Raw genomic sequence first — 25,597 nt, 5'->3', positions numbered from 1 at the left:
GACCATGAGCAACACGAACCCCCTCCTGGACGTCTCCGGGCTCACCAAGCACTTCCCGATCAAGGGCGGTTTCCCGATCCGCCGTACGGTCGGTGCGGTGCAGGCCGTGGACGGGCTGGACTTCCAGGTCGGCGAGGGCGAGAGCCTGGGCCTCGTCGGCGAGTCGGGCTGCGGCAAGTCGACCACCGGCCGGCTGATCACCCGCCTGCTGGAGCCGACCGGCGGCAAGATCACCTACCGCGGGCAGGACATCACGCACGCGGGCCGCAGGGACCTGGCGCCGATCCGCTCCGAGATCCAGATGATCTTCCAGGACCCGTACGCCTCGCTGAACCCGCGGCAGACGGTCGGCAAGATCATCTCGGGTCCGATGGAGATCAACGACGTCAACCCGGCCGGCGGCCGGGAGAAGCGGGTCCGCGAGCTGCTGGAGATCGTGGGTCTGAACCCCGAGCACTTCAACCGCTTCCCGCACGAGTTCTCCGGCGGTCAGCGCCAGCGCATCGGCGTGGCCCGGGCGCTCGCCCTGGAGCCGAAGCTGATCGTGGCCGACGAGCCGGTCTCCGCGCTGGACGTCTCCATCCAGGCCCAGGTCGTGAACCTGCTCCAGAAGGTGCAGCGGGAACTCGGCATCGCGTTCGTCTTCATCGCCCACGACCTCGCGATCGTCCGGCACTTCTCGCAGCGCGTCGCGGTGATGTACCTCGGCAAGATCGTCGAGATCGCCGACCGCGACGACCTGTACGGCAACCCGCGCCACCCCTACACCCGGGCGCTGCTCTCCGCCGTACCCGAGGCGACGGTGGACGAGGAGCCGCGCGAGCGCATCCGCCTGGTCGGCGACGTGCCCTCGCCGATCAATCCGCCCTCCGGCTGCCGCTTCCGCACCCGCTGCTGGAAGGCGACGGAGAAGTGCGCGTCGGAGGCCCCTCCGCTGGTGCAGGTGGAGGGCAACAAGCCCGGCCATCTGACGGCGTGCCACTATCCTGAGACGCAGGAGACGATCCCCGCCCCCCGTGCCTCTCAGGACGGTCTCTCCAAGGACCCCGAGGCGGCGGCCTGACACACCCCTTTTCGTCAGCCGCCCCCTCGCGGAACGGACTTTCACCGGCCCATTGACCCGAGCCCTGAACGTCCGCTTCCAGGGGACGAAGGCCCGCGCCTCCCCAGGCGCGGGCCTTCGTCACACAACGGGACTGCCTGGACCGAGAGTTGAGATTCGTTCAAGAAGTGCGCCGGAACCTGACGCGCCGTTCAGCATCATGTGTCAGACTGCCGCGGTGGTAGATCATGTCTTTACCGATCTCACGCTCGCCGCACTCTACGACCGCCTCAACCCCTGGCGGCCGGGCGACGACTTCTACCTCGGTCTGGTGCTTCAGGCCCGCTCGGTGCTGGACATCGGGTGCGGCACCGGGCAGCTACTGCGCCGGGCACGGGCCGAGGGGCACCGGGGCCGGCTGATGGGGCTCGATCCGGCCCCCGCCATGCTCGTACAGGCGCGGCGGGCCCGGCCGGATGTCGAGTGGGTGCTCGGGGACATGCGCACCCGGCTGTGGGACGGGGAGTTCGACCTCGTCGTCATGACCGGGCACGCCTTCCAGGAGCTGGTCGAGGACGAGGAGATCCGGCACTGTCTGGGCGGGGCCCGTGCGGCCCTCGGCGACGGCGGGCGGTTCGTGTTCGAGACCCGCAACCCGGCCGCCCGCCCCTGGGAACGCTGGACCCCGGACCGGGTGTACGAGATCACCGCCGAGGACGGGAGACCGGTGCGGGTGTGGCACGAGGTGCAGGGCGACGGTCTGGTCGACGGCCGGGTGCGGTTCACCGAGACCTACGACGGCGATGCGTGGCCGGACCCGCAGGTCTGCCACAGCAGCCTTCGCTTCCTGGACGAGGAGTCCCTGGAGGGCTTTCTCGCCGAGGCCGGGCTGAGGGTCGTGGAGCAGTACGGCGACTGGGGGCGGGGGCCGGTCACCCCCGCCAGCCCCGAGATCATCACCGTGGCCCGGGCGGCCTAGGACCTGTCGTCCTCCTCCAGCGCCGCCAGCGCCGGGTCCAGCACGATGTCCTCGTCCCGGGCCTCGGTCGTCGGCTCCTCCGGGAAGTGGCAGGCCGTCAGGTGGCCGTCGCGGTTGCCGGAGATCTGGACCAGCGGCGGCTCCTCGGTCGCGCACTTGTCCTGGGCCTTCCAGCAGCGGGTGCGGAAGCGGCAGCCGGAGGGCGGGGAGATGGGGGAGGGCACATCGCCGGCCAGGCGGATGCGCTCGCGCCCGCCCGAGTCCTCGTCCGACAGGTTCACCTCGGGCACCGCGGACAGCAGGGCGTGCGTGTACGGGTGGCGCGGCCGGTTGTAGATGGAGTCGCGGTCCCCCACCTCGATGATCTTGCCGAGGTACATCACCGCCACCCGGTGCGAGAAGTGGCGGACGACGGCCAGGTCGTGGGCGATGAAGACGAACGCGATGCCCAGTTCGTTCTGGACCTTCTGGAGCAGGTTCACGACCTGGGCCTGGATGGAGACGTCCAGCGCCGAGACCGGCTCGTCGGCCACGATCAGCTTCGGCTCCAGGGCGAGCGCCCGGGCCACGCCGATGCGCTGGCGCTGACCGCCGGAGAACTCGTGCGGGAAGCGGTTGAAGTGCTCGGGGTTCAGACCCACGATCTCCAGCAGCTCGCGGACCCGCTTCTCCCGGCCGCCGGCCGGGTTGACGTCGTTGATCTCCATCGGACCCGAGATGATCTTGCCGACCGTCTGCCGCGGGTTCAGCGACGAGTACGGGTCCTGGAAGATCATCTGGATCTCGGAGCGGATCGGGGCGAGCTGCTTGCGCGTGGCGTGGCTGATGTCCTGCCCGCGGTAGGTGATCGTGCCGCTCGTCGGCTCCAGCAGGCGGGTGATCAGCCGGCCCGTGGTCGACTTGCCGCAGCCCGACTCGCCGACCAGGCCGAAGCTCTCCCCCGCGTGCACGGTGATGTCGACGCCGTCCACGGCCTGCACCGCGCCGATGGTCCGGCGGATCGGGAAGCCGCCCTTGACGGGGAAGTGCTTGGTCAGGCCGGAGACCTCCAGCAGCGGCTCCCCGTCCGCGCCGGCGCTCCTCTCGCGCGGGGCCGGGAGGACCAAGTCCTCTTTCATGACGTGTCCTCCTAGGACAACTGACGGCTGACGGCCGACAACTGACGACTGGCGACTAGCCCAGACGGGGCTTGATCTCTTCGATGAAGATGGTCCGCTTCTGCTCCGCCGTGAGATGGCACGCGGAGGCCCGGTCCGGGGCGAGCAGCGGGCGCTCGCGGACACATCGCCCCGTGCCCTCCACCCGCTCCTGGAAGCCGCAGCGCGGATGGAAACGGCAGCCGGACGGCGGATTGAGCAGCGAGGGCGGGGTGCCGGGGATCGGGGTGAGCTGGGCGCCGAGGTCGGAGTCCAGGCGCGGCATCGAGTTCAGCAGGCCCCAGGTGTACGGGTGCCGGGGCGAGCGCAGCACCTCTTGGGTGGTGCCCCGCTCCACCGCACCGCCCGCGTACATCACCATGATGTCGTCGGCCATGTCGGCGATCACCCCCAGGTCGTGGGTGATGAAGATGATGCCGGATCCGAACTCCTGCTGCAGGTCCTTGAGCAGATCGAGGATCTGCGCCTGGACCGTCACGTCCAGGGCGGTCGTCGGCTCGTCGGCGATCAGCAGGTCGGGGTTGCAGACCAGGGCCATGGCGATCATGGCGCGCTGGCGCATACCGCCGGAGAACTGGTGCGGGTAGTCCTTCGCCCTCTCCTTCGGGTTCGGGATGCCGACCTTGCCGAGCATCTCCACGGCGCGATCCCAGGCCTCCTTCTTGGCTGCGCCGGTGTGCTTCCGGTACGGCTCGGCGATCTGCCGGCCGACCGTGTAGTACGGGGAGAGCGCGGTGAGCGGGTCCTGGAAGATCATGGCGACCTTGTTGCCGCGCAGCTTCTCCAGCTCGGACTCCCGGGCCGTGGTCAGCTCCCGCCCTTCCAGCAGGATCTCGCCCTCGACCGTGGTGAACATGGGGTTGTGCAGGCCGAGGATGGTCAGGTTGGTCACCGACTTGCCCGAGCCGGACTCGCCCACGATGCCGAGCGTCCTGCCGCGCTCCAGGTCGAAGGAGAGCCCGTCCACGGCCCGTACGACGCCGTCCTCGGTCCTGAAGCTGACGTGCAGGTCCCGTACGGAGAGGAGGGTGCCCGTGCCGGCCGGGACCGGAGCACCGGCTTCCTTGGTCAGAGTGGTCACGACAGTGCTCCTAGGACAGCCGCACGCGCGGGTCGATGAAGGCGTACGCGGCGTCGACGACGATGTTGAACAGCAGGATCATGCTGGCGGAGAAGAGCATCACGCCGAGCAGCAGCGGCAGGTCGCTGAAGAAGACGGACTGGACGGCGAGGTTGCCGAGACCTGGCAGGCTGAAGGTGTACTCGGTGATGATGGCGCCGCCGAACAGCGAGCCGAGGTCGATGCCGAAGATGGTGACGATCGGGATCAGCGAACCGCGCCAGGCGTAGCGGAAGAAGACATAGGCGCGGGACATGCCCTTGGCGCGGGCTGTCCGGACGTGTTCCTCCTGGAGCTGTTCGATCATCGAGGACCGTGCCATACGGGTGTACTGCGCGGCGAAGATCGTGGACAGGACCACCCACGGGATGATCAGGCCGGTGAACCAGGACACGGGGTCCTGGGTCGGCTCGTTGTACGCGGGCTTGTCGAACCAGTGGGTCTGGTAGACGAGGAGCGCGAGGGCCAGCGGGCCGAGGAAGTAGATCTGCAGCGAGCTGATGACCATGGCCCCCGCGGTCGCCGTCTTGTCGATCAGGGTGCCGCGCCGCCAGGCGGCGAGCAGCCCGGTGCCGAGGCCGACGATCAGGAAGCACACGGCCGCGCCCATGGTGAGGGAGACGGTGGTGGGCAGCCGGTCCATCAGGGTGGCCCAGACCTGCTCGTTGGTGTGGTACGAGTAGCCGAAGCAGGGGGCCGGGCACGGCCCCTGGGCGAACTGGTTGCTGCCCAGGACGAGGTTGTGCAGGAAGATCCAGTACTGCTCGGTGATCGGTTTGTCCAGGCCGAGCACATGGTGGATGTTCGCGATGCTGTCCGGGTTGCAGGTCTTGCCGCACATCATCAGCGCCGGGTCCCGGGGCACCCCGAAGAACAGCACGAACGTGACGATGCTCAGCAGGAACAGAATGACGACGGCACCGATGATCCGGCGGACGAGGAAGCGCAGCATGACAGGGCAGCTCTCAGACGTCGGCGGCCTTGGCGGCGCCCGGCGCGCCCCTGTTGCGGGGGCGCGCCGGGAACCGGACGGGGACGGTTACTTGATGAAGAGGCGACGCGGGTCGACGCCACCGATGACGTCGTCGTAGACGAGGCCGCCGACCTTGGAGCCGGCGATCTGGGTCTGCTTGTAGTACGCGGTCGGGACCACGTTGACGACCTTGGTGAGCAGGTACTTGTCGAGCTTCTCCCACTCGGCCGCGGCCTTGACCGGGTCGGTGATCGAGTTGATGCGGTCGATCTCGGCGTTCACGTGGGGGTCGTTGATCTGCGAGTAGTTCGACGCACCGTCGGCGATGATGCGGCCGTCGTACAGCAGCGGCAAGACCGTCGAGGCGGACGGCCAGTCGGCGCCCCACGCGGTGTGGAAGATGTCGTAGTTGTTGTTGAGCTTGGAGACCTGGTCGTAGTAGGTCTCGGACGGGATCTCCTGGCGCTGGACGTCGAAGCCGGCCTTCTTCAGGCCCGCCGCCATGGCCGTGGAGTACTGCTGGCCCTCGGGGGTGTTGGTGTAGCCGAAGGTCAGCTTCATGTTGAGCTTGCCGGCCTGCTTGAGCAGGGCGCGGGCCTTGTCCGGGTCACCGGCCGGCTTCTTCTTCTTGCCGAACGGGTCGAACGAGGCGTCGTAGCCGCTGACGGTCGGGCTGAGCAGGCCGCCGGCGACCTCCATCGCGTCCGTGCCGCCGAAGGCGCGGACGAAGGGGGTGACGGGGAGTGCGTAGGCGATGGCCTCGCGGACCCGGATGTCCTTCATCTCCGGCTTGCTCATGTTGATGTTCATCTGGCCGACGTACGGCTGGTAGCCGGAGACCGTACGGGACTTGAGCTTCGGGTTCCTGAGGACGCTGGACAGATTGCCCGCGTCGACCTGGTTGCTGAAGCTGAGGCCGGTCTGGTCGGGGCCGCTGTCCGCCAGCAGGGCCTTGGTGGAGGTCTCGAACTGCTGGTTGAACGTGAAGTTGAACTGGTCCACGTACTGGTGCCGGATCGGGTCCGTCTTCGGGTCCCAGTTGGTGTTCTTGACCAGCACCATCGACTTGCCGGACTTGAAGGACTGGATCTTGTACGGGCCGGTCGCCAGCGGGGCCTTGTCGTACTTCTCCTTGGTGTCGCCCTTCGCGGACACGATGGAGTAGCCGGCCATGGCGAGCGCGTACGGCAGGTCCGCGTGCGGCTTCTTGAAGTGGAAGATGATGGTTTTGTCGTCGGGCGTCTCGAGGATGCTGTTCGGGAGGTGCTTGCCCTTGTACGGGCCGTCCTTGAGCAGCTTGCGGTAGTCGGCGCCCGGCGTGTCGGCCAGCCACTGCTGGAGGTAGGGCGGGCCCTGGGTGATGAAGGGCGCGAAGAGCCGCTCGAAGGTCTGGCGGACGTCCTTGGACGTGATCGGGGTGCCGTCCTGGAACTTGATGCCGTCCTTGAGCGTGTACTTCCAGGTCTTCCCGCCGTCCGTGGTGGTGCCGGAGTCGGTGGCGAGGTCGCCGACGATCTCGTGCTTGTGGCCGTCGTTGCTGGTGGCCTTGTAGCCGGTGAGGCCTCTGTGGATCAGCTGCGCGAGCGCCATCTGGTCGGAGACGTAGATCTGTCCCGGGTCGAGGTGCGCGAAGCTGTCGCGCTGCAGCACCTCCATGCTGCCGCCGCTCTTGGCACCCGGCACGTCGGCCGCGGGGCCCTGGGAGTCGGCGGTACCGCCGAACTTGATGGCCGCCTGCTGTGCCTCGGCGTTCTTCTGGTCCTTGTTGCCATTGGTGCCGGAGTCGCTGCCGCCCTTGCTGCAGCCGGTGAGCACCAGAGCCCCGGCCGCGAGCACCGACAGCGCGCTGTATGCGTGGCGTCCGCCCCTACTCATCACGAAATTTCCCACCCATTCTTGAAACTGACGTTCCGTGTGGTTGACGTACTGCGGTCAGCGCGCGGTCTTGGGATCGAAGGCGTCTCTGACCGAGTCCCCGAGCAGGTTGAACGCGACGACGAAGATGATCATCGATACGCCGGGGAAGAACATGTAGGTGATGTCGTTCTGCATCACCAGTTCGGTGGACGCCTTGGAGAACATCTGCCCCCAGTCCGGCGTCGGTTCGACGATGCCGACACCCAGGAAGGACAGACCGGCCTCGGCCGTCACGAAACCGGGCAGCAGGTACGTCGCCTGCACCAGCAGCGGGGTGACGACGTTCGGCAGGATCTCCTTGCTGATGATCCGCCACGAAGAGGCACCGCTGACCTTGGCCGCCTCGATGAACTCCCGTTCCCGCAGGGCGAGTGCGGTGCCGCGCAGGATACGCCCGAGCCCCATCCAGCCCAGGAACCACTGGACGATGATCAGGGCCACCACCCGGACGTAGGTGGGTGTCTCGTCGCGGGGACTGACGAACAGGGACACCACGACCGGCATGCTCGCGATGAAGAACAGCTGCGCCGGGAAGGCGAGCAGGAAGTCGATGACCCGGCCGATGAAGTAGTCGGCCCTGCCGCCGAGATAGCCGGCCGCGACACCGAGCAGGATGCCGGTCACCACGACCGCGACGGTGACAGCGACCGAGATCATCAGCGAGGTGCGGATGCCGTAGATCAGTTTGGTGAAGACGTCGTAGCCGTTTCCGGGTTCGAGGCCGAACCAGAACTCGCTGCTGATACCGCCGTTGGGATGCACCGGCACGCCGGCGCTGTCGAAGAGCTCCGGGCGCTCGTCCGCGTACACCGTGTACGGATTCTTGCCGTACAGCTTGGAGATCAGCGGGGCCAGCAGGCCGATCAGGAAGAAGAAGCCCACGACGTAGGCCGAGATCACACCGGTGCGGTCGCGCTTGAAGCGCAGCCACATCAGCTGGCCGGGGGACCGGCCTTCGAGCTTGACGGCTTCGCTCTTCGCCTCCGGCCCTGGTTCGCCGTCGACGACGACCGAAGTCCCGCCGCCCTCAATGTCGATAGGACTTGTCACGGTTCGTCCGTTTCACAGGTATGAGTGTGAGAGGTGCCCGGGTACTCCTAGGGCGCGCGCAACCGCGAGGCGGACGCGCGTAGTTCTACAGCCGAATCACACCGCTGGAAGTGACGAACAGACCCGCTTGGCGCTTGTGGCACCGCGCATGGGGGTTCCTCCTCATGACTCCACGTGTTCACCAACAGGAGAGGGTTTCCGCCCTGCCTCCGACACCCCTGACGGAGGACCAGACACCCTCTGGTGCTCGTGAGTCGGCGCACTGTCCCCACAGTGCGCTGGACCCATTGACCCGAGCGCTACGCGGCTAACTATCTGCCATGGGTCGACCACCGACCACTGCCCGTAGATCTCAATTCAGTCACGGCTCACGGCTGGACCTTCCAATATCTGGACAAACTGTTCGACGGATTAAGGCGCGAAACGGACTTGTTACATGGCTATCGGTCGGGGATCTCCGCATGTCGGACATGTGATCCCCGAAAATGGGTTGCAAAAAGCCCGGGTCTCCCCATTCTGGGGGGACCCGGGCTCAACTGCCGGGGGATCAGCCGTGCTTGGCGCGGCTCGCGGCGCGGGCCCGCTCCCTCTGGTCGAGGTTGACCTTGCGAATGCGAACGGCCTCCGGGGTCACCTCGACACACTCGTCGTCGCGGCAGAACTCCAGCGACTGCTCCAGCGACAGCTTGCGCGGCGGCACGATCGACTCGGCCACATCGGCCGTCGAGGACCGCATGTTGGTGAGCTTCTTCTCCTTGGTGATGTTGACGTCCATGTCGTCGGAGCGGGAGTTCTCACCGACGATCATGCCCTCGTACACCTCGGTGCCCGGCTCCACGAAGAGCACGCCGCGCTCCTGAAGGTTCGTCATCGCGAACGCGGTGACCGCGCCGGCGCGGTCGGCGACCAGCGAGCCGTTGTTGCGGGTCTGCAGCGCACCGAACCAGGGCTCGTGGCCCTCGTGGATGGAGTGCCCGATACCGGTGCCGCGGGTCTGGGTCAGGAACTCGGTGCGGAAACCGATGAGTCCGCGCGAGGGCACGACGAACTCCATGCGCACCCAGCCCGAGCCGTGGTTGGACATGTTGTCCATGCGGCCCTTGCGGACACCCATGAGCTGCGTGACCGCGCCCATGTGCTCCTCGGGCACGTCGATCGTCATGCGCTCGACCGGCTCGTAGACCTTGCCGTCGACCTCCTTGGTGACGACCTGCGGCTTGCCGACGGTCAGCTCGTAGCCCTCCCGGCGCATGGTCTCGACCAGGATGGCGAGGGCCAGCTCGCCACGGCCCTGGACCTCCCAGGCGTCGGGGCGCTCGGTGTCCAGCACGCGCAACGAGACGTTACCGATCAGCTCGCGGTCCAGGCGGTCCTTGACCTGGCGGGCGGTGACCTTGCGGTCCTTCACGGCCGCCTTCGCGTCGGCGCCCTTGCCGGTGCCGCCCCGGCCGACGAGCGGCGAGGTGTTCGTACCGATGACCATGGAGATCGCCGGCTCGTCCACCGTGATCAGCGGCAGCGGGATCGGGTTCTCGGTGTCGGCCAGCGTCTCGCCGATCATGATGTCCGGGATACCGGCGACCGCGCAGATGTCACCCGGGCCGGCCTTCTCGGCGGGCTTGCGGGTGAGCGCCTCGGTCATCATCAGCTCGGAGATGCGGACGTTGCTGATCGACCCGTCGCGCTTGATCCACGCGACCGTCTGGCCCTTGCGCAGCTCGCCCTGCTCGACCCGGAGCAGCGCGATACGGCCGAGGAAGTTGTCGGCGTCGAGGTTGGTGACGTGGGCCTGGAGCGGCGCGTCCTCCTCGTACGTCGGAGCCGGGATGTGCTCCAGGATCGTGGAGAAGAACGGCTCCAGGCTGTCGGAGTCGGCCGGGACCGTGCCGTTCTCCGGCTTGGTCAGCGAGGCGATGCCGTCACGGCCGCAGGCGTAGACGATCGGGAACTCGATCTGCTCCTCGTCCGCGTCCAGGTCCAGGAAGAGGTCGTAGGTCTCGTTGACGACCTCGTCGATCCGGGCGTCCGGGCGGTCCGTCTTGTTGATGCACAGGATGACGGGCAGGCGCGCCTGCAGCGCCTTGCGCAGCACGAACCGGGTCTGCGGCAGCGGGCCCTCGGAGGCGTCCACCAGCAGCACGACACCGTCCACCATCGACAGACCGCGCTCGACCTCGCCGCCGAAGTCGGCGTGGCCGGGGGTGTCGATGATGTTGATGGTGATCGGTTCCCCGCCGTCCTTCGGGTGGTACTTCACCGCGGTGTTCTTGGCGAGGATCGTGATGCCCTTCTCACGCTCCAGGTCGTTCGAGTCCATCATGCGGTCGTCGACGCCTTCGAGCTGGTGGGCGGCGAAGGCGCCGGCCTGCTTCAGCATGCCGTCGACGATGGTGGTCTTGCCGTGGTCGACGTGAGCGACGATGGCGACGTTGCGGATGTCGTGGCGCGTGGCCATAGTGCGACGAACTCCCGGAGTGTGAGGATTGCCCGCGCGTACATCTGTGTCGCGCGGGTCCTGCCGGGCTGGACACGCCACGGCCTCACCCCATGGTACGTGGCCCCGAGGGAGTCGGCCTCCTCAGGACCGTGTGATGATCTCCATGGTGCTCAGCTGGGCGAAGGTGCGCTGGTGGGACCGCCTGTGAGCTTCGCGCCCTTCTTCAGGAAGCCCATGTCCTCGTAGACCGGCGTCTGGAATCCGAACGCCCCGGCGTTGACCAGATTCCTCCGCACCGCCACGAGCTGGGGCCGCTGGTACAGCGGGATCGACCCCGCCGAGGCCCAGATCCGCGAGTCCGCCTTGCGGATCAGCGACACCTCCTCGCCCTCGTCCAGGGTCGCCGCGGCCTCGTCGAAGAGCTGGTCGACCTGGTCGGTGCCCACCCGGGTGTAGTTCTGCTCGACGTTCAGCGAGCCGTCCGCCGCCGGCACCGGCTTCGCGAACACCGGCCGGTCGTCCGTGGCCGGGAACGCGGAGGACGGCCAGGAGTACAGCGCGAGGTCGTAGTCGCCGGAGGCGATGTGGTCCTTGAAGTAGCTCGCGTCCGGGACATTGGTGACCGTCGTCCGGATGCCGACCCGCTCCAGCATGGCCGAGATCCGCTCGGCGACCGAGTCCAGCGTCTGGGAGCCGGCGCCGGAGGGGAGGACGAAGCGGAGCAGGAGCGGCTTGCCGTCCTTGGCGAGCTGCGGGGCCGCCGCCGCTGCGGGCGCGGCCGTGCCCTGCGGGGCGTACGCACCCTGTGCACCGCCCTGCTTGCCCTCGCGCGCCAGGTGCCGGTCGCCCCCGTCCCCGCGTCCGCCGTTCTTCTCGTCCCGGCCGACGATGTGCTCGCCGTCCTTGCCGCCGTCGGACTTGTCCTCCTTCTTGTCCCCCTTGGCCGTCTTCTCGCGCTCGGGGCCGGCCGCCTTGTCGCCCTTCTTCTTCGGCTGCTCCTTGATCGGGGCGCCGACCACCCAGCCGGCGTCGGTGAGCAGCGCCTGCGCCTCCTTGGTGTCCTGGTCGCCGATCGCGCCGCTGTTGTCGGCGTACGCGGGCTGCCCGGACAGGGCGAGATGGCTGCCGACCGGCACGGCGGGCAGGCCCAGCGGGGTGAGCACCAGCTTGGCCAGTTCCCGGCGGTCCAGGGCGCGGGCGACGGCCCGGCGGACGCGCTCGTCGGCGAGGGGGCCCTTGGAGCCGTTCAGGGCGAGCTGGGTGTAGGCGGGCTCCAGCGACCTGCGGACCTCGACGTCGCGCAGCGCCTGCTGCTCGTCCAGGTACTCGGAGATGGCCTTGTGCAGCTTCGCCCGGTCGGCCTTGACGTCGTCGGCGCCGAGGTCGTGCGCGCGCGCCCAGTCGCGCAGCTTCTTCACCGAGGTCTTGCCGGAGCCCTGCAACGGGTTCGCCGCGGCGTGGTGGGCGAGCCCGATCCGCTGGGCGTCGCCGGGGTCGACGTCGGCGAGGTCCACACTGCCGTCGGCGAGCGCGGGGGCCCGCTTGTCGCGGGGTACGGCGTGCAGCACGATCTCGTCCAGCTTGGCGGGCCTGCCCCACCAGCGCGGATTGCGGGTGAGCACGACGTCCTTCGTGGCGGTGTCGACCTTGTCCACCTTGAAGGGCCCGGCGGTGACCTTCAGGCTGCGGCGGGCGCCGTCGTTGAAGGCGTCCGGGGTGCCCATGACGTCCTTCGGGTACAGCGGGGAGAACAGCGACTTCCAGTCGGCGTAGGGGCGGGAGAAGGTGACGCGGACCTGGAGGTCGCTCGTGCCGCGCTCGATCTTCTCGATGCGGTCGTAGCCGGCGTTGCGGGCGGTCCAGTAGGAGCTGTTCTTCCCGGACAGGGCGTGCCACTGGGCGACGAAGTCGGGGGCGCCGATCTCCCGGCCGTCGCTCCAGACGGCCTGCTGGTTCAGCTTGTACAGCACGACCTGACGCGGCTCGGTCTCGATGACCTTGGCCGACTCCAGGTAGGCGCGGTTGGGCACCGGCCGGCCGGTGGCGTCCAGGCGGAACATCGACGGCAGGACGGCCTGGGCGACACGGCTGGTGCCGGCGTCGGCGTCGGCCTGGAAGGTGTTCAGCGTCTGGGGCAGGGCGTCGACGGCCCACTTCAGCGTCCCGCCGTCGGCGACCCGGCCACGGCCGACCGGGGCGATGTCCTGCCCCGCGAGGGGCTGGGAGACCTTCTCGTCGGAGCTGCACGCGGCGAGGAACGGCACCGCGAGCGCGCCCGCGGCCAGGAAGGAGACCGAGCGGCTGACGCTCCGCCGGAGGCGCCGCGATGTGCCGTCGTTCGTCTGCCGGACCGTCGTGGCCGGCCGCGCGGTTCCCCTCGTCCCTGCCGGGCGCTGGCCGTCGTTGGACATCTCTGGCTACCTCCGGGAAGCCGCGGGTTTATGCTCACATTTGTCGGTATATGGAGCTGATCACCTTTGGCGGTATTTGGAGCTGATCAGATCTATGCGGCCCACTGAAGAGGAAAGGATCCGGCCCCTGCGGGCGACACGGCGACGACGGGCGGTAACCCCACCCGTGCGGCGCAACACCACCCGAGATGCACCAGTGCGCCTCCGCCAATCGCTGCACATGCCTTCACATCGGCAGGTGTGACGCGCAACACTCCAAGGCGCATGAACGTTGCCGCCCAGGGCCCGCCGGACCCACGGAAGTGAGGGCAAGTCATGTCCGTGCACGACGACATCACCTCGGTCCAGCGCTCCCTCGACGACCTGAACCGGTCGCTGGGACGCCTGGAACACCAGCTCGGCAGCGGTGGCCTGGAGATGCGCAGGGTCCGGCTGGACGCCGACCATCTGCGTGAAAGCGTGGCCCTGCTGCGTGCGGCCGCCACCACCGGGGAGGCCCCGCGCCGCCCCGACCTCGTCACCATCTCCGACGCGCCGTACGACACCAGCCTGTGGGTGGGCTCGGACGACGAGGGCCTGGGCGCCCGCGACCGGCACGCCCCCTGATCCCCGACGACCGGAGCCTGCCTTGGCCACTGGTACGGAACCCCAACAGAACAGCGGCGGCGTACGGACCACTGCGCGCGCCGCGATCGCCGCTCCGCATCTGCGGACCGACCGCTGGTGGCTGGCGCCCGCCGTCACCGCGGCCGGTCTGCTGGCGTTCGTCGTCTACTCGACCTGGCGGGCGTTCGCCAACGCGGACTACTACGCGGCGCCGTACGTCTCGCCGTTCTACTCGCCGTGCCTGGCGAGCAACTGCAAGACCATGCACGCGGGCCCGAACGCCGATCTCTTCGGGAGCTGGTGGGGCATCTCCCCCGCGATCATCATCCTGATCTTCCCGCTCGGCTTCCGGCTGACCTGCTACTACTACCGCAAGGCGTACTACCGCAGCTTCTGGGCGTCCCCGCCCGCCTGCGCGGTGGCCGAGCCGCACAAGACGTACACCGGTGAGACCCGCTTCCCGCTGATCCTGCAGAACGTCCACCGGTACTTCTTCTACGCGGCCCTGCTGGTCGCCGGCGTGCTCACCTACGACACCGTGCTGTCCTTCCGGGACACGCACTACCGCTGGGGCCACATGGGGCTCGGCACCTTGGTGTTCCTGGCCAACATCGTGCTGATCTGGGCGTACACCATCTCCTGTCACTCCTGCCGGCACATCGTCGGCGGCAAGCTCAAGCACTTCTCCAGACACCCCGTGCGCTACAAGGCGTGGCAGTTCGTCGGCAGGCTCAACGCCCGGCACATGCAGCTGGCCTGGGCGTCGCTGCTGAGCGTGGCGTTCGCCGACTTCTACGTCTATCTCGTCGCGTCCGGGGTCTTCGCCGACCCGCGCTTCTTCTAGGAACAGGTGAGCCGTCTTATGTCCGTGGTGGACCGCCAGGAGTGGGACGTCGTCGTGGTCGGTGCCGGCGGCGCCGGGCTGCGGGCCGCGATCGAGGCGCGCGAGCGGGGCGTCCGTACGGCCGTGATCTGCAAGTCGCTGTTCGGCAAGGCGCACACGGTGATGGCCGAGGGCGGCATCGCGGCGGCCATGGCCAACGCCAACGAGCACGACAACTGGCAGGTGCACTTCCGCGACACCATGCGCGGCGGCAAGTTCCTCAACCAGTGGCGGATGGCCGAGCTGCACGCGCAGGAGGCCCCGGACCGGGTGTGGGAGCTGGAGACCTGGGGCGCGCTGTTCGACCGTACGAAGGACGGCCGGATCTCCCAGCGCAACTTCGGCGGCCATGAGTACCCGCGGCTCGCGCACGTGGGCGACCGTACGGGTCTTGAGCTGATCCGCACGCTCCAGCAGAAGATCGTCGCCCTGCAGCAGGAGGACTTCAAGGAGACCGGGGACTACGAGTCACGGCTGAAGGTCTTCCAGGAGTGCACGGTCACCCGGGTCCTCAAGGACGGGGACCGGGTCTCCGGTGTGTTCGCCTACGAACGCGAGACCGGCCGCTTCTTCGTCCTGGAGGCCCCCGCGGTCGTGATCGCGACCGGCGGCATCGGCAAGTCCTTCAAGGTCACGTCGAACTCGTGGGAGTACACGGGTGACGGGCACGCCCTCGCCCTGCTCGCGGGCGCGCCGCTGCTGAACATGGAGTTCGTACAGTTCCATCCGACGGGCATGGTCTGGCCGCCGTCGGTGAAGGGCATCCTCGTCACCGAGTCGGTGCGCGGCGACGGCGGGGTGCTCAGGAACTCCGAGGGCAAGCGGTTCATGTTCGACTACATCCCGGACGTCTTCAAGGAGAAGTACGCCGAGTCGGAGGAGGAGGCCGACCGGTGGTACGAGGACCCGGAGAACAACCGGCGGCCACCGGAACTCCTCCCCCGCGACGAGGTGGCCCGCGCCATCAACGCCGAGGTGAAGGCGGGCCGGGGCTCGCCGCACGGCGGGGTCTTCCTGGACGTGTCCACGCGGATGCCGGCCGAGGTGATCCGGCGCCGGCTGCCGTCGATGTACCACCAGTTCAAGGAGCTGGCGGACGTCGACATCACGGCGGAGGCGATGGAGGTCGGGCCGACCTGTCACTACGTGATGGGCGGGATCGCGGTCGACTCCGACACGGCGGCGGCGCGCGGGGTGCCGGGGCTGTTCGCGGCCGGTGAGGTGGCCGGCGGTATGCACGGCTCCAACCGGCTCGGCGGCAACTCGCTCTCCGACCTGCTGGTCTTCGGACGCCGGGCGGGCTGGCACGCGGCGGAGTACGCCCAGGGGCTGGCGGATCGGCGCCCGCCGGTGGACGACGCCCAGGTCAACACGGCGGCGGCGGAGGCCCTGCGCCCGTTCTCCGCGGAGGTGGACCGGGCGGGCGAGGCGGGCCCGCCGGAGAACCCGTACACCCTGCACCAGGAACTCCAGCAGACCATGAACGACCTGGTCGGCATCATCCGCCGCGAGGGCGAGATGGAGCAGGCCCTGCACAAGCTCGCCGAACTGCGGGTGCGCGCCCGCCGGGCGGGGGTGGAGGGCCACCGCCAGTTCAACCCCGGCTGGCACCTGTCCCTCGACCTGCGAAACATGCTGCTGGTCAGCGAGTGCGTGGCCCGCGCGGCCCTGGAGCGCACCGAGTCGCGTGGCGGCCACACCCGCGAGGACCATCCCACCATGGACCGCAAGTGGCGCAACGTGAACCTGCTGTGCGCGCTCGCCGACCCGACCGGCGGCCTGGCGGCGACCGACCCCGCCCGTGGCCAGGTCCGCCTCACCCGCGAGACCACCGCCCCCATCCGCCCGGACCTGCTCGCCCTCTTCGAGAAGGAAGAGCTGGTCAAGTACCTCGCCGAAGAGGAGCTGTACGAGTGAGCAGCTACGAGGCCCGCTTCAAGGTGTGGCGGGGTGATGAGCAGGGCGGCGGCCTGGAGGACTTCACCGTCGAGGTGAACGACGGCGAGGTGGTCCTGGACATCATCCACCGCCTCCAGGCCACCCAGGCGCCGGATCTGGCCGTGCGCTGGAACTGCAAGGCCGGCAAGTGCGGTTCGTGCTCGGCCGAGATCAACGGCCGCCCCCGGCTGATGTGCATGACCCGCATGTCGGTCTTCGACCGCGCCGAGACGATCACGGTCACCCCCCTGCGTGCCTTCCCGGTGATCCGCGACCTGGTGACGGACGTCGGCTTCAACTACCAGAAGGCACGGGAGGTCCCGGCCTTCGTCCCGCCCGCCGGTCTGGGCGCGGGCGAGTACCGGATGATGCAGGAGGACGTGGACCGCTCGCAGGAGTTCCGCAAGTGCATCGAGTGCTTCCTGTGCCAGGACACCTGCCATGTCGTCCGCGACCACGAGGAGAACAAGACGGCGTTCGCGGGCCCGCGCTTCCTGATGCGGATCGCCGAACTCGACATGCACCCACTGGACGCGGCCGCCGAGACCGGCCTGGACCGGCGGCTCACGGCCCAGGACGAACACGGCCTCGGCTACTGCAACATCACCAAGTGCTGCACGGAGGTCTGCCCCGAGGGCATCAAGATCACCGACAACGCCCTGATCCCCATGAAGGAACGCGCGGTCGACCGCAAGTACGACCCGCTGGTGTGGCTCGGCTCGAAGATCAGGAGGCGGTCTTCGTAGGCGCGGGGCGCCCGGGGCGCTGGGAGAGGAGCTGGACCACCATTCCCGCCATCCACAGGCACCACCCGGCGGCCGGCAGGGCGTCCAGCCCCGCGTCGGCGAGCGGCCCGAGGAACATGAACAGGCCCAGCCCGACCGCGTTGGCCAGCGCCCCGTATCCCCACAGCCGGGGCCGCAGCACCCGGCGACGGGCCAGCGGGGGCATCCACTCCGCCGAGACGGCCAGGGCCCCGAGCACCCCCATGAGCGCCACCGCCAGCACGGCCGCCACCACCAAGAACATGTGCATGCCGGTCATGCTCCCACCAGAGCCAGGGCCTCGGCCAGGTTGTACTCCGCGATCCCCTGCATGAACCCGGCCTGCGGGAAGTCGCCGTCGGCGAGCCGCAGCGGGCCGGCGACCAGGTTCAGGTGCATGGCGAGCCGGTACAGCCGCAGCCGGTCCTCGTCCAGGGCGCCGTCGCGCAGGGCGGCGTAGTGCGGCCCGAAGCGCAGCCTCAGGAAGACGTGCTCCCACTCGGCGTCGAAGTACATCAGCCCTTCGATGTCGATCAGCGCGGGACGGCCGTCGGCGTCCAACAGCACGTGGTCCGGGCCGAGTTCGCCATGGACGAGGGTGTGGCCGGCGGTGCGCGGGCGGACCCGGCCGGCGAGGGAGCGCACGGCGTCCTCCAGCCGCTCCCGGGCGGCGGCGGCGCGCGGATCGCGTACGGCGGTCTCGGCGATGTCGGACAGGGCACGGTCGGTGACGAGCCGGGCGCAGGAGGTGCCGTACGAGGTGCCGCCGCCGTCGACCAGGGCGACCTTGCCGTGGCCGGCCGAGCGGCAGCCGCGCAGGGTGCGCAGGGCCTCGGCGAGCTCCCGCAGCGCCGGGACCGCCGCGTCCGGCTCCCGGCGCAGGGCTTCCTCCAGACTGCCGCCGGGCAGGTCCTCGACCACGGCCGCGGCTGCCTCGGGGTCCACGTGCAGCAGGCGGGGCGTGCGGACGCCGGCGGCCGCGAGGCGGTCGTGGGAGGCGGTGAACAGATCGAGTCCGGAGGCGTGCGAGAAGGGGTCGCGCAGGTCGGAGTCGGGCTGGTCCCAGTAGTCCTCGTCCGGCGACCAGACGTAGGCGATCGCGGTGCCGCCGTCGTCCAGGCGGAGCCGGTAGACACCCTTCTTGGAGCCGCCCCGCAGCCGCGTGACGGCGGTGAGAGTGCGGTGGCGGCCGAGGCCGGCGCGGGCGAGCGGGGCGAGGTCGGCGACGGTCCTGTGCTGTCGTGTTCCGGTCACCGCGCCCAGTCTTCCCGATTCACCGGACCCCGTCCTGCCGATTCACCGGACCCAGTCCTGCCGATACGCCGTCCAGTCCGCTTCGGTGGCCGCGAAGTCGACATAGAGGGCGACGCCGAAGCGGGCCCGGTGCTTGTCGGTGCGGGACAGACCGAGGCGGACGCCGCGCACGGCGGCCGGGACGGTCTCGGCACGGGCCCAGTGGCCGACGCGGTTCTCGTGGTAGAAGGGCAGGCCCATGAGCAGGTCGGTGGACTCCGGCGTGACCTCCAGGGCCAGCGAGGTCTGCTGGGCGACATAGCCGCCGTACAGGCTCTGCAGCGGCTGCATGGTGTCGTACGACATCACCGCGATCTGGTCGACGCGGCGCGCGACCTGCCCGAAGTACGCCTGCGACCACCACTTGGGGTGGCCGGTGACCGTGCCCCAGACGGAGTGGAGGGCCGGGAGCGGATCGATCTGGTGGGCGGCGACGGAGAGCACGGCGTGGCGGGCCCGGGTGACGCGGTGCAGGGCGTCCAGGAGGGCGAGGTAGTTCCGGTCGCCGGAGTGCAGGGGCTCCAGGTCGAAGTGGGCGCCCTGGAAGCCGGCGGCGAGGATCTGCCGGGTGGACTCGACGACGGCAGCGCGCGTCGCGGGCCGTTCCAGGTGCATGGCGTACGGCTTCTCGGGGGCGACCTCGTCGCCGAGCCAGGCCTGTACCCGGATGTGCGGTGCCCGGCGACGCAGGGCTTCCGTGAACCAACGTGCCTTGGGATGCACCGTCTCGGGGAGCGTCCCGTCGTGTTCCAGGGGGCCCGCGTGGACGTACAGGTCGCGGATGCCGGTGTCGCGCAGCCGGCTGACCAGTGCGGTGACGTCGGCGTCGGTCCTGCGGCCGTCGATCCAGGCGTGGCCGAGCCAGACGGCGTCGCGGTTCCGGGTGTAGGTACCCCGGTCGGGGGTGCCGGTGTAGTCGAGGCGAAGGGCGGTCTCCGCGGCGAGGGTGGGGAGGAGCAGGAGGAGGACGAGGGCGAGCGCGGTGCGCCTGAGGGTGCGCGGCCAGGTGCCTTTGCGGCTCGTACCGTCGGCGCGGGTTTCGTCGTCGGGTGCGGGTGGCTTTTCGCCCGTTCCCCCGTCCACACCTGCCCCGTCCGTTGTCGCCCCTTCCGTTACTGCTCCTTCCTTTACCGCTCCTTCCGTTTGTGTCCCGCCGCTGTCCCTGGTGTCCATTCCTGACCCCCTGCCCATCCCGTCCCCCACCCGTATCCATCCCGCTCGCGAAGGCGTCTACCTGCCCATACGCTCCGAAATGTGACGTCCTCCCTGATCCGTGGCCGGCCTCGGCGCGCCAAGGCGCACATATGCGTGCGGGTGGCGCATGCCGTGCTGGGTGTCGTGGTCGGGGCCGGGTGGCTGGTGTTGCCGGTGATGACGGTCGGCGCGCAAGATCCGGTTCCCGTGGCGCCCACCGGGACCGTCGCGAGCGCCGCCGCGCCCCAGCAGGACGGGACGTCCACCGCCGACCTCGTGCTGCCCCTGATCGCCGCGGTCGCCGCCGTGGGACTGGCCGGATACGGCTACCTGCGCCGCACCCGCCGCGCCCGTACCCGTACGACCCCCGGGATCGTCTCCGCCGCCCCGCCCGCGCCCACCCCGGCCGACTCCGAGCGTCAGGCGCGCGCCGCGCTGGTCCTGGCCGACGACTGTGTGCGCACGAGCCGGGAGGAACTCGCCTTCGTCCAGGCGCGGTTCGCGGAGACTGACACCGAACCCTTCCGCCAGGCCCTGCGGGCCGCCGAGACCGAGCTGGCGGCCGCGTGCGCCATCTGGCGGCGGTACGAGCAGGGGGTGCCGGAGGACGCCGTGGCCCGGCGGCAGGCGCTGGTCGGCGTCGTCGGCCGGTGCGCGGAGGCGGGACGCCGACTGGATGCGCAGGCTCCCGCGCTGGACCGGCTGCGGGAGCTGGAGGGGCCGGGGCAGGCCGGGGCGCTGGAGGTCGCCGAGGGGCGGTTCCGGGAGCTGACGGGGCGCACGCTCATCGCCGAGGACACCCTGACCGCCCTGCACGACCGCTGCACGCCCACGGCCGTCGCACCGGTCACCGGGTACCTCGAACAGGCCAAGGACCGTCTGGTGTTCGCCACCATGCGGCTCAACGAGGCCCGCCAGTCGGCCGACGCGGACGCCGGCGCACGGGCCGCCGGGCCGCTGCGCGCCGCCGAGGGCGCGGTGGCCCAGGCCGATGTCCTGGTCACCGGGGTGGAACGGCTGGCCGCGGAGCTACGGGCGGCGGCGGAGCTGGTGCCGGCCGCGCTGACCGGCGCGGAGGCGGAGATCGCGGCGACCCGGAAAGGGGGCGTGCCGGCTCCCCTGACCAGCGGAGAGCTGCACGCCCGGCTGGCCCACGCCGACGGTGTGCTGGCCGCCGTACGGGAGCAGCTGACGGCGGGCCCGTACGACCCGCTGGACGCCCTGCGCCGGATAGCGCGGGCGGTCGAGCGGCTGGAGACGGGGCACGCCGGTGCGCCGTCCGCCGCGGCGCTGCTGGTGGCGAGGAGTTCCGTCGCCGGGGCGGAGGACTTCGTGACGGTGCACCGGGGTGCGGTGGGTCCGGAGGCGCGGGTCCGCCTGGCGGAGGCGGCACGCGAACTGGGCGCGGGCCGGGCCGGCCGGGCCGACACCCTGGCCCGCGAGGCCCGGGACCTGGCCGAACGGAACGTACGGGCCCACGGCAACCCGCACACGAGCGCCGACGGAGACACACCGGGCCTGGCCGCGGCGGTCCTGGGCGGAGTCCTCCTGGCGGAGAACCCGGACGGGGGACCACCGGCGAGCTACGGGGGGCCGGAGACAAGGGCCCGCCGCGGCTTCTGAGCAGCGGCCGGCGGAGTCGGGTGGGCGGCTGGGCAACGCGGGGGTCTGGGGCGGAACCCCGGGTAGCCGGTGTCAGAAGAGGCTCAGCAGTGCCTCTGCCGGGTCGGTCAGGACTGCCTCCGCGCCGGGGAGCGGCAACTCGAACCACACCGTCTTGCCGCGAGGCGTCCGGCGCGAGCCCCAGGCCGCGCTGAGCAACCCCACCAGCTGCAGCCCCCGGCCCCCCTCGTCGGTGTCCCGGGCCCGCCGGCGCCGGGGCTGCACCAGCCCGGAGTCCCACACCTCACAGACCAGCGTGCGGTCCAGCAGCAGCCGTAGCCGTATCTCCCCCTCGCCGTACCGCAGCGCGTTGGTGACCAGCTCGCTGACGAGCAGTTCCGTGGTGTCGACCAGCGGCTCCAGATCCCAGCTCAGCAACTGCCCCCGGGCATACTCCCGCGCCCGCCCCACGCTCCGCGGTTCACGCGGCAGCGTCCAGTCGCCGACGGACTCGGCGGACAGCCCCTGCACCCGGGCCATCAGCAGCGCGATGTCGTCCTCGCCATGGTGGGTGTCCAGGGTGTTGAGGACGTGGTCGCAGACGTCCTCCAGCGGTCGGGAGGGGTCGGTGAGCGCGCCCACGAACGCCTGGAGCCCCTCGTCCAGCGGATGGTCCCGGGACTCGACCAAGCCGTCCGTGTAGAGCGCCAGCAGCGCGCCCTCCGGCAGTTCGACCTCCACCTCCTCGAACGGCTCGCCGCCCACCCCGAGCGGCATGCCGGGCGGCACGTCCAGCATCAGGGCCGGCTCACCGGGCTCGACCAGCACCGGCGGCAGATGGCCGGCGTTGGCGAACGTACAGCGTCTGGTGACGGAGTCGTACACGGCATAGACGCAGGTCGCGAGGTAGACCTCGCAGAGGTCGGCGTCCCTCGGCTGGCGGGCCGTGCGGGTCGCCTGCTGCACGCCCCCCGGGGTCCCGAGCCCCCGCGCGATCTCGTCCAGCGCCGAGAGCACCTCGGCCGGTTCGAGATCCAGCAGGGCCAACGTCCTTACGGCAGTGCGGAGTTCGCCCATCGCGACCGCCGCCCGCAGGCCCCGCCCCATCACATCGCCCACGACCAACGCCGTACGGTGGCCGGGCAGTTCGATCACGTCGAACCAGTCGCCGCCCACCTCGGTCGCCGCGTTGCCGGGCAGATAGCGGCAGGCGATGTCCAGCCCGGAGGCCTCGGGGTCGCCCGGCGGCAGCAGTGAGCGCTGCAGTATCAGCGCCCGTTCGTGCTCGCGGCGGTACAGGCGCGCGTTGTCGATGCACACCGCCGCGCGCGCCGCCAGCTCCACCGCCAGATCCCGGTCGCGGTCGCCGAAGGGCTCGCTGCCCTTGGCGCGGGCGAACTGGGCGAGGCCGACGACCGTGTCGTGGGCGACCATCGGCACGGCGAGCGTGGACTGCACGAGCCCGCCCTCCTCGGGGGGCACATGCTGCGGCCGGGCGGTGCGCAGGGCGTCCGCGCAGGGCGAGTTGAAGGGGAAGTGGTGGACCGCGCCGACCTCGACGGGCTCGCCGGAGCCGGCGAAGGGCGCGCCGGAGACGGCGCTCGCGAAGGCGACGCGGCGCAGTTCGGCACTGCCGTCGGCGAGCCCGGGCGGGGTCTCGTCGCCGGCGAGCAGGCCCTGGTAGAGGTCGACGGTGGCGAGGTCGCAGAAACCGGGGACGACGACGTCGAGGAGTTCCCGGGCCGTGGTCTCCAGGTCGAGGGAGTTCCCTATGCGGGCGCCGGCCTCGTTGAGCAGGGCGAGGTTGCGCCGGGCGGCGGCGGCCTCGCGGGCGGCGGCCCGGCGGGCGGTGATGTCGGTGCCGAGCCAGGCGATGCCGATGGGCCGGCCGCTGCCGCTGTGCACGCGGTAGAGGTTGACGGACCAGTGCCGGCGTTCCTCGGAGCCGGGGACATGGCCGGTGACATGCATGTCGGTGATGGACTGGCCGGTCTCCAGCACCCGCCGCAGGGTGGCCGATACCCGCTCGGCCTCACCGCGCGGCAGATAGTCATGGACTCCCTTGCCCCGGTGGTCGTCCGGGGTTCCGCCGAAGATGGAGGCGAACCGCTCGTTGGCCCGACGGACCCTCAGATCGGTGTCGATCAGCAGGAATCCGAAGGGGGATTGACCAAAAATGGCCTGCGAGGCGGCCAGATCGGTCTCGATGCTGCGCAGGGTGCGGACGTCCACGACGATGCACACGGCGGCCTTGTCGCCCTCGGCGGTCCGGGTGGGCATGACGTAGACCTCGGCCAGGCCCTCCTCGCCGCGCCCGCCGTCCGCCGTGTCCGGCATCCGGAAGGGCACGACCCCGGTCCACTCCCGTCCGTCGAGGATTTCGGACATCTTGCGCTGGCCGCGCTCGCGCAGGTCGGGATCGATGAAGGCCTCTATCGGGTCCATGCCGACGGCGCGTGCGGCGGGGATGCCGAAGAGCTGCTCGGCGCGCAGGCTCCACTGGTCGACCAGCCCGCCGGGACTGATGGAGAAGGACGCGACCCTGATGTAGTCGTAGATGGAACCGGGCGGACTGCTCTGCCACATGGCGTCGCCGGGTGCGGCGGCTTCCGCGGCCTGGTTCATCGCGCCGTCCGACGGGTCCTCGGACTCCGTGGCCTTCGCTGGTATCTCGCTCACGCGAACCGTCCCCTCCAGCTCACCGCGTCCGGCACCGGTCACCGACAGCGGCTGCCCGCAGTATCCAGCACTACGGCGTCGCACGACACGGTGTTCACGATCACAGCTCGGTCCAGATGTATTTCGGACCGGTCCGTGACAACACTTCCACTCTTCTAACCAGGGAACACGCCCTCGAATCACGCGCCCAGGAGCCGGCCGTGCGGCCTCGGCGCACGATGGAGGCTCCTTCGCCCGCTGCACACCCCCGCGCTCCCTGGATGCTTCCGGCTCACCCCGGCACCGTCAGTTCGAACCAGACGGTCTTTCCGCTCGCGCCGGGCCGGGTACCCCAGCGGCGCGAGGACCCGGCGACCAGTTGCAGCCCGCGCCCACTCTCGTCCTCGTCGCGGGCGACGCGCTCGCGCGGCAGGTCGGGCAGCGGGTCGGACACCTCCACCAACAGCGCGTCGTCCAGCCCGACAGGGCGCACGAGCCGTACCCCGATGGGGCCGGTGGCATGCCGCAGCGAGTTGGTGACCAGCTCGCTGACCAGCAACGCGGCGAGATCGGCGAGGCAGTCGAGGTGCCAGCCGTGCAACTGGCGGCGTACCGCGGCGCGTGCGGTGCGCACGGCGCCCGGTTCCGCGGGAAAGGTCCACTCGGCGCAGTCGCCATCCGTGTCGATCACGCCGATCACTTCCCAGGCCAGCGAACCCCCACCCATGTCCGGTTTCGTGGGGTTAAGGGGCACATACCCGATATCCAGGGGGCAGTACCGTGCGGGAGGGCGCACAGTGGCACGAACGGCGTAGGAGGCGATCAGCGCGGGCCGGTGGTGAGCCGGGGCGAGACTTCACGGACCGCCGGGACGTCCTGGTCGAGCCAGTCCACCTCCCAGATCCGGTCCGGGGTCAGCCAGCGCAGTTCGTCATGGTCCTGGAGGGGCCTCGGCGCGGGCGATGCGGGGCGCAGGCGCGCGGTCCACACCTGCAGGACGTACGGCGCCCGCAGCGGCCACTCCCCCGGCACGCGCTCGACCGCTTCGGCGTCGACGCCGAGTTCCTCGCGCAGTTCACGCACCAGGGCGTGCTCGGGCCGCTCGCCCGGCTCGACCTTGCCGCCGGGCAGCTCCCAGCGTCCGGCAAGGTCGGCGGGCGCGCTGCGGCGGGCGGCGAGCAGCCGGCCGCCGTCGAGCAGGGCGGCTCCCACCACCACGATCCGGTCCGTCATGGGTGTGCCGGGTGTCTTGGGCGTCATGAGGCGGAGCCTACGGGAGGGCGCGCGAGGTCAGTTGGGGCGCCGCCCCCTTGTCAGTTGCGGTCGCCGTCCCCGTTCTGACTGATGCGCTCGACCGAATAGATCTGTTTGTGCCCCCGGTCGTCGAGGCTGTCGGCGATCTTCTGGGCCTCGGCGCGGGTCGCGTACCGGCCGACGCGATAGCGATTGCCGTTGTCGTCCTGCCGTATCACGATCCAGGGCAGGGAGACCGTCCCCTCACTCATGGTCCCCACCGCCCGCGCCACTCCTTCTCGCACCGCCCCACCTGCTTCCGCTTCCTGTCCCGGGCCCC

The 25,597-nt window shown here is 70.2% G+C and carries 21 protein-coding genes; 7 read left to right on the top strand and 14 right to left on the bottom strand.

From position 1 onward, the window contains the following. The first annotated feature begins 4 nt into the window (after nucleotides 1-4). Nucleotides 5-1,063: an ABC transporter ATP-binding protein gene (locus tag ACFYOH_RS02795; protein WP_388620401.1), complete on the top strand. Its 1,059-nt coding sequence runs from the start codon at nucleotides 5-7 to the stop codon at nucleotides 1,061-1,063. A 217-nt stretch (nucleotides 1,064-1,280) separates the two neighbouring features. Next, a complete protein-coding gene (locus ACFYOH_RS02790; RefSeq protein WP_388620398.1) occupies nucleotides 1,281-2,021 on the top strand; it encodes a class I SAM-dependent methyltransferase in 741 nt (246 codons plus the stop codon). Here ACFYOH_RS02790 and ACFYOH_RS02785 read toward each other — a convergent pair. The 7 genes from ACFYOH_RS02785 to ACFYOH_RS02755 form a co-directional block, all read right to left on the bottom strand. Beyond that, nucleotides 2,018-3,139 carry an ABC transporter ATP-binding protein gene (locus tag ACFYOH_RS02785; RefSeq protein ID WP_388620396.1) on the bottom strand — a complete coding sequence of 374 codons (1,122 nt, stop codon included), beginning with the start codon at nucleotides 3,137-3,139 and terminating at the stop codon, nucleotides 2,018-2,020. The genes ACFYOH_RS02790 and ACFYOH_RS02785 overlap by 4 nt on opposite strands. A 55-nt stretch (nucleotides 3,140-3,194) precedes the next feature. Continuing rightward, on the bottom strand, nucleotides 3,195-4,259 hold the full coding sequence (locus tag ACFYOH_RS02780) for an ABC transporter ATP-binding protein (protein ID WP_388620393.1): 1,065 nt from the start codon (nucleotides 4,257-4,259) through the stop codon (nucleotides 3,195-3,197). Between the two features lie 10 nt (nucleotides 4,260-4,269). Next, nucleotides 4,270-5,250, bottom strand: coding sequence for an ABC transporter permease (locus ACFYOH_RS02775; RefSeq protein WP_388620390.1), 981 nt, complete (start codon nucleotides 5,248-5,250; stop codon nucleotides 4,270-4,272). An 87-nt stretch (nucleotides 5,251-5,337) separates the two neighbouring features. Next, nucleotides 5,338-7,146 (bottom strand): ABC transporter substrate-binding protein, encoded by a 1,809-nt coding sequence (locus ACFYOH_RS02770; protein ID WP_388620387.1) that lies wholly within the window; start codon nucleotides 7,144-7,146, stop codon nucleotides 5,338-5,340. 57 nt (nucleotides 7,147-7,203) lie between these two features. After that, on the bottom strand, nucleotides 7,204-8,238 hold the full coding sequence (locus ACFYOH_RS02765; RefSeq protein ID WP_388620384.1) for an ABC transporter permease: 1,035 nt from the start codon (nucleotides 8,236-8,238) through the stop codon (nucleotides 7,204-7,206). Between the two features lie 547 nt (nucleotides 8,239-8,785). Beyond that, a complete protein-coding gene (typA, locus tag ACFYOH_RS02760) occupies nucleotides 8,786-10,693 on the bottom strand; it encodes a translational GTPase TypA (protein WP_388620381.1) in 1,908 nt (635 codons plus the stop codon). 152 nt (nucleotides 10,694-10,845) lie between these two features. Further along, the gene (locus ACFYOH_RS02755; protein WP_388620378.1) at nucleotides 10,846-13,086 is read right to left on the bottom strand and encodes an ABC transporter family substrate-binding protein; all 2,241 of its coding nucleotides are present in this window, start codon (nucleotides 13,084-13,086) and stop codon (nucleotides 10,846-10,848) included. A gap of 315 nt (nucleotides 13,087-13,401) precedes the next feature. Here ACFYOH_RS02755 and ACFYOH_RS02750 point away from each other — a divergent pair, with 315 nt between their 5' ends. Genes ACFYOH_RS02750 through ACFYOH_RS02735 form a run of 4 tightly spaced genes read left to right on the top strand, consistent with a single transcriptional unit; the run spans nucleotide 13,402 to nucleotide 17,259 of the window. Further along, nucleotides 13,402-13,692, top strand: a complete 291-nt coding sequence (locus tag ACFYOH_RS02750; RefSeq protein WP_153538774.1) for a hypothetical protein — start codon at nucleotides 13,402-13,404, stop codon at nucleotides 13,690-13,692. Between the two features lie 22 nt (nucleotides 13,693-13,714). After that, nucleotides 13,715-14,536 carry a hypothetical protein gene (locus ACFYOH_RS02745; RefSeq protein WP_388620375.1) on the top strand — a complete coding sequence of 274 codons (822 nt, stop codon included), beginning with the start codon at nucleotides 13,715-13,717 and terminating at the stop codon, nucleotides 14,534-14,536. A gap of 18 nt (nucleotides 14,537-14,554) precedes the next feature. Further along, on the top strand, nucleotides 14,555-16,492 hold the full coding sequence (locus tag ACFYOH_RS02740; RefSeq protein WP_388620372.1) for a fumarate reductase/succinate dehydrogenase flavoprotein subunit: 1,938 nt from the start codon (nucleotides 14,555-14,557) through the stop codon (nucleotides 16,490-16,492). Further along, complete coding sequence (locus ACFYOH_RS02735) at nucleotides 16,489-17,259, top strand: succinate dehydrogenase/fumarate reductase iron-sulfur subunit (protein ID WP_388620370.1); 771 nt, start codon at nucleotides 16,489-16,491, stop codon at nucleotides 17,257-17,259. Before ACFYOH_RS02740 ends, ACFYOH_RS02735 begins: the two co-directional genes overlap by 4 nt. Here ACFYOH_RS02735 and ACFYOH_RS02730 read toward each other — a convergent pair. Genes ACFYOH_RS02730 through ACFYOH_RS02720 form a run of 3 tightly spaced genes read right to left on the bottom strand, consistent with a single transcriptional unit; the run spans nucleotide 17,240 to nucleotide 19,743 of the window. Then, complete coding sequence (locus ACFYOH_RS02730) at nucleotides 17,240-17,557, bottom strand: hypothetical protein (protein WP_388620367.1); 318 nt, start codon at nucleotides 17,555-17,557, stop codon at nucleotides 17,240-17,242. The genes ACFYOH_RS02735 and ACFYOH_RS02730 overlap by 20 nt on opposite strands. Further along, entirely contained in the window at nucleotides 17,554-18,531 is a 978-nt protein-coding gene (locus tag ACFYOH_RS02725; RefSeq protein ID WP_388620365.1) for a phosphotransferase family protein, read from the bottom strand. Before ACFYOH_RS02725 ends, ACFYOH_RS02730 begins: the two co-directional genes overlap by 4 nt. A gap of 42 nt (nucleotides 18,532-18,573) precedes the next feature. Continuing rightward, nucleotides 18,574-19,743 (bottom strand): hypothetical protein, encoded by a 1,170-nt coding sequence (locus ACFYOH_RS02720; RefSeq protein WP_388620362.1) that lies wholly within the window; start codon nucleotides 19,741-19,743, stop codon nucleotides 18,574-18,576. Nucleotides 19,744-19,824: 81 nt separating this feature from the next. Between ACFYOH_RS02720 and ACFYOH_RS02715 the strand changes: the two genes are divergently transcribed. After that, a complete protein-coding gene (locus ACFYOH_RS02715; protein WP_388620359.1) occupies nucleotides 19,825-21,387 on the top strand; it encodes a hypothetical protein in 1,563 nt (520 codons plus the stop codon). A 72-nt stretch (nucleotides 21,388-21,459) separates the two neighbouring features. Here ACFYOH_RS02715 and ACFYOH_RS02710 read toward each other — a convergent pair whose 3' ends face one another. The 4 genes from ACFYOH_RS02710 to ACFYOH_RS02695 all read right to left on the bottom strand — a co-directional run bounded on the left by ACFYOH_RS02710 (nucleotide 21,460) and on the right by ACFYOH_RS02695 (nucleotide 25,529). After that, entirely contained in the window at nucleotides 21,460-24,045 is a 2,586-nt protein-coding gene (locus tag ACFYOH_RS02710; RefSeq protein WP_388620357.1) for a SpoIIE family protein phosphatase, read from the bottom strand. A gap of 271 nt (nucleotides 24,046-24,316) precedes the next feature. Beyond that, complete coding sequence (locus tag ACFYOH_RS02705) at nucleotides 24,317-24,751, bottom strand: ATP-binding protein (protein WP_388620354.1); 435 nt, start codon at nucleotides 24,749-24,751, stop codon at nucleotides 24,317-24,319. A gap of 95 nt (nucleotides 24,752-24,846) precedes the next feature. After that, entirely contained in the window at nucleotides 24,847-25,257 is a 411-nt protein-coding gene (locus ACFYOH_RS02700; protein WP_388621054.1) for a (deoxy)nucleoside triphosphate pyrophosphohydrolase, read from the bottom strand. An 80-nt stretch (nucleotides 25,258-25,337) separates the two neighbouring features. After that, a complete protein-coding gene (locus tag ACFYOH_RS02695) occupies nucleotides 25,338-25,529 on the bottom strand; it encodes an SPOR domain-containing protein (RefSeq protein ID WP_388620351.1) in 192 nt (63 codons plus the stop codon). Between the last annotated feature and the right edge of the window lie 68 nt (nucleotides 25,530-25,597).

The sequence above is a fragment of the Streptomyces sp. NPDC007856 genome, assembly GCF_042868225.1.
Lineage (GTDB): Bacteria > Actinomycetota > Actinomycetes > Streptomycetales > Streptomycetaceae > Streptomyces.
This window is presented reverse-complemented; position numbering and strand designations above follow the sequence as displayed.

Excerpts from the sequence above, each read along its gene's own strand:
- ACFYOH_RS02795 (WP_388620401.1), top strand. The coding sequence starts at position 5 with ATGAGCAACACGAACCCCCTCCTGGACGTCTCCGGGCTCACCAAGCAC.
- ACFYOH_RS02785 (WP_388620396.1), bottom strand. The coding sequence starts at position 3,139 with ATGAAAGAGGACTTGGTCCTCCCGGCCCCGCGCGAGAGGAGCGCCGGC.
- ACFYOH_RS02775 (WP_388620390.1), bottom strand. The coding sequence starts at position 5,250 with ATGCTGCGCTTCCTCGTCCGCCGGATCATCGGTGCCGTCGTCATTCTG.
- ACFYOH_RS02770 (WP_388620387.1), bottom strand. The coding sequence starts at position 7,146 with ATGAGTAGGGGCGGACGCCACGCATACAGCGCGCTGTCGGTGCTCGCG.
- typA (WP_388620381.1), bottom strand. The coding sequence starts at position 10,693 with ATGGCCACGCGCCACGACATCCGCAACGTCGCCATCGTCGCTCACGTC.
- ACFYOH_RS02755 (WP_388620378.1), bottom strand. The coding sequence starts at position 13,086 with ATGTCCAACGACGGCCAGCGCCCGGCAGGGACGAGGGGAACCGCGCGG.
- ACFYOH_RS02750 (WP_153538774.1), top strand. The coding sequence starts at position 13,402 with ATGTCCGTGCACGACGACATCACCTCGGTCCAGCGCTCCCTCGACGAC.
- ACFYOH_RS02740 (WP_388620372.1), top strand. The coding sequence starts at position 14,555 with ATGTCCGTGGTGGACCGCCAGGAGTGGGACGTCGTCGTGGTCGGTGCC.
- ACFYOH_RS02730 (WP_388620367.1), bottom strand. The coding sequence starts at position 17,557 with ATGACCGGCATGCACATGTTCTTGGTGGTGGCGGCCGTGCTGGCGGTG.
- ACFYOH_RS02720 (WP_388620362.1), bottom strand. The coding sequence starts at position 19,743 with ATGGACACCAGGGACAGCGGCGGGACACAAACGGAAGGAGCGGTAAAG.
- ACFYOH_RS02705 (WP_388620354.1), bottom strand. The coding sequence starts at position 24,751 with ATGGGTGGGGGTTCGCTGGCCTGGGAAGTGATCGGCGTGATCGACACG.
- ACFYOH_RS02700 (WP_388621054.1), bottom strand. The coding sequence starts at position 25,257 with ATGACGGACCGGATCGTGGTGGTGGGAGCCGCCCTGCTCGACGGCGGC.
- ACFYOH_RS02695 (WP_388620351.1), bottom strand. The coding sequence starts at position 25,529 with ATGAGTGAGGGGACGGTCTCCCTGCCCTGGATCGTGATACGGCAGGAC.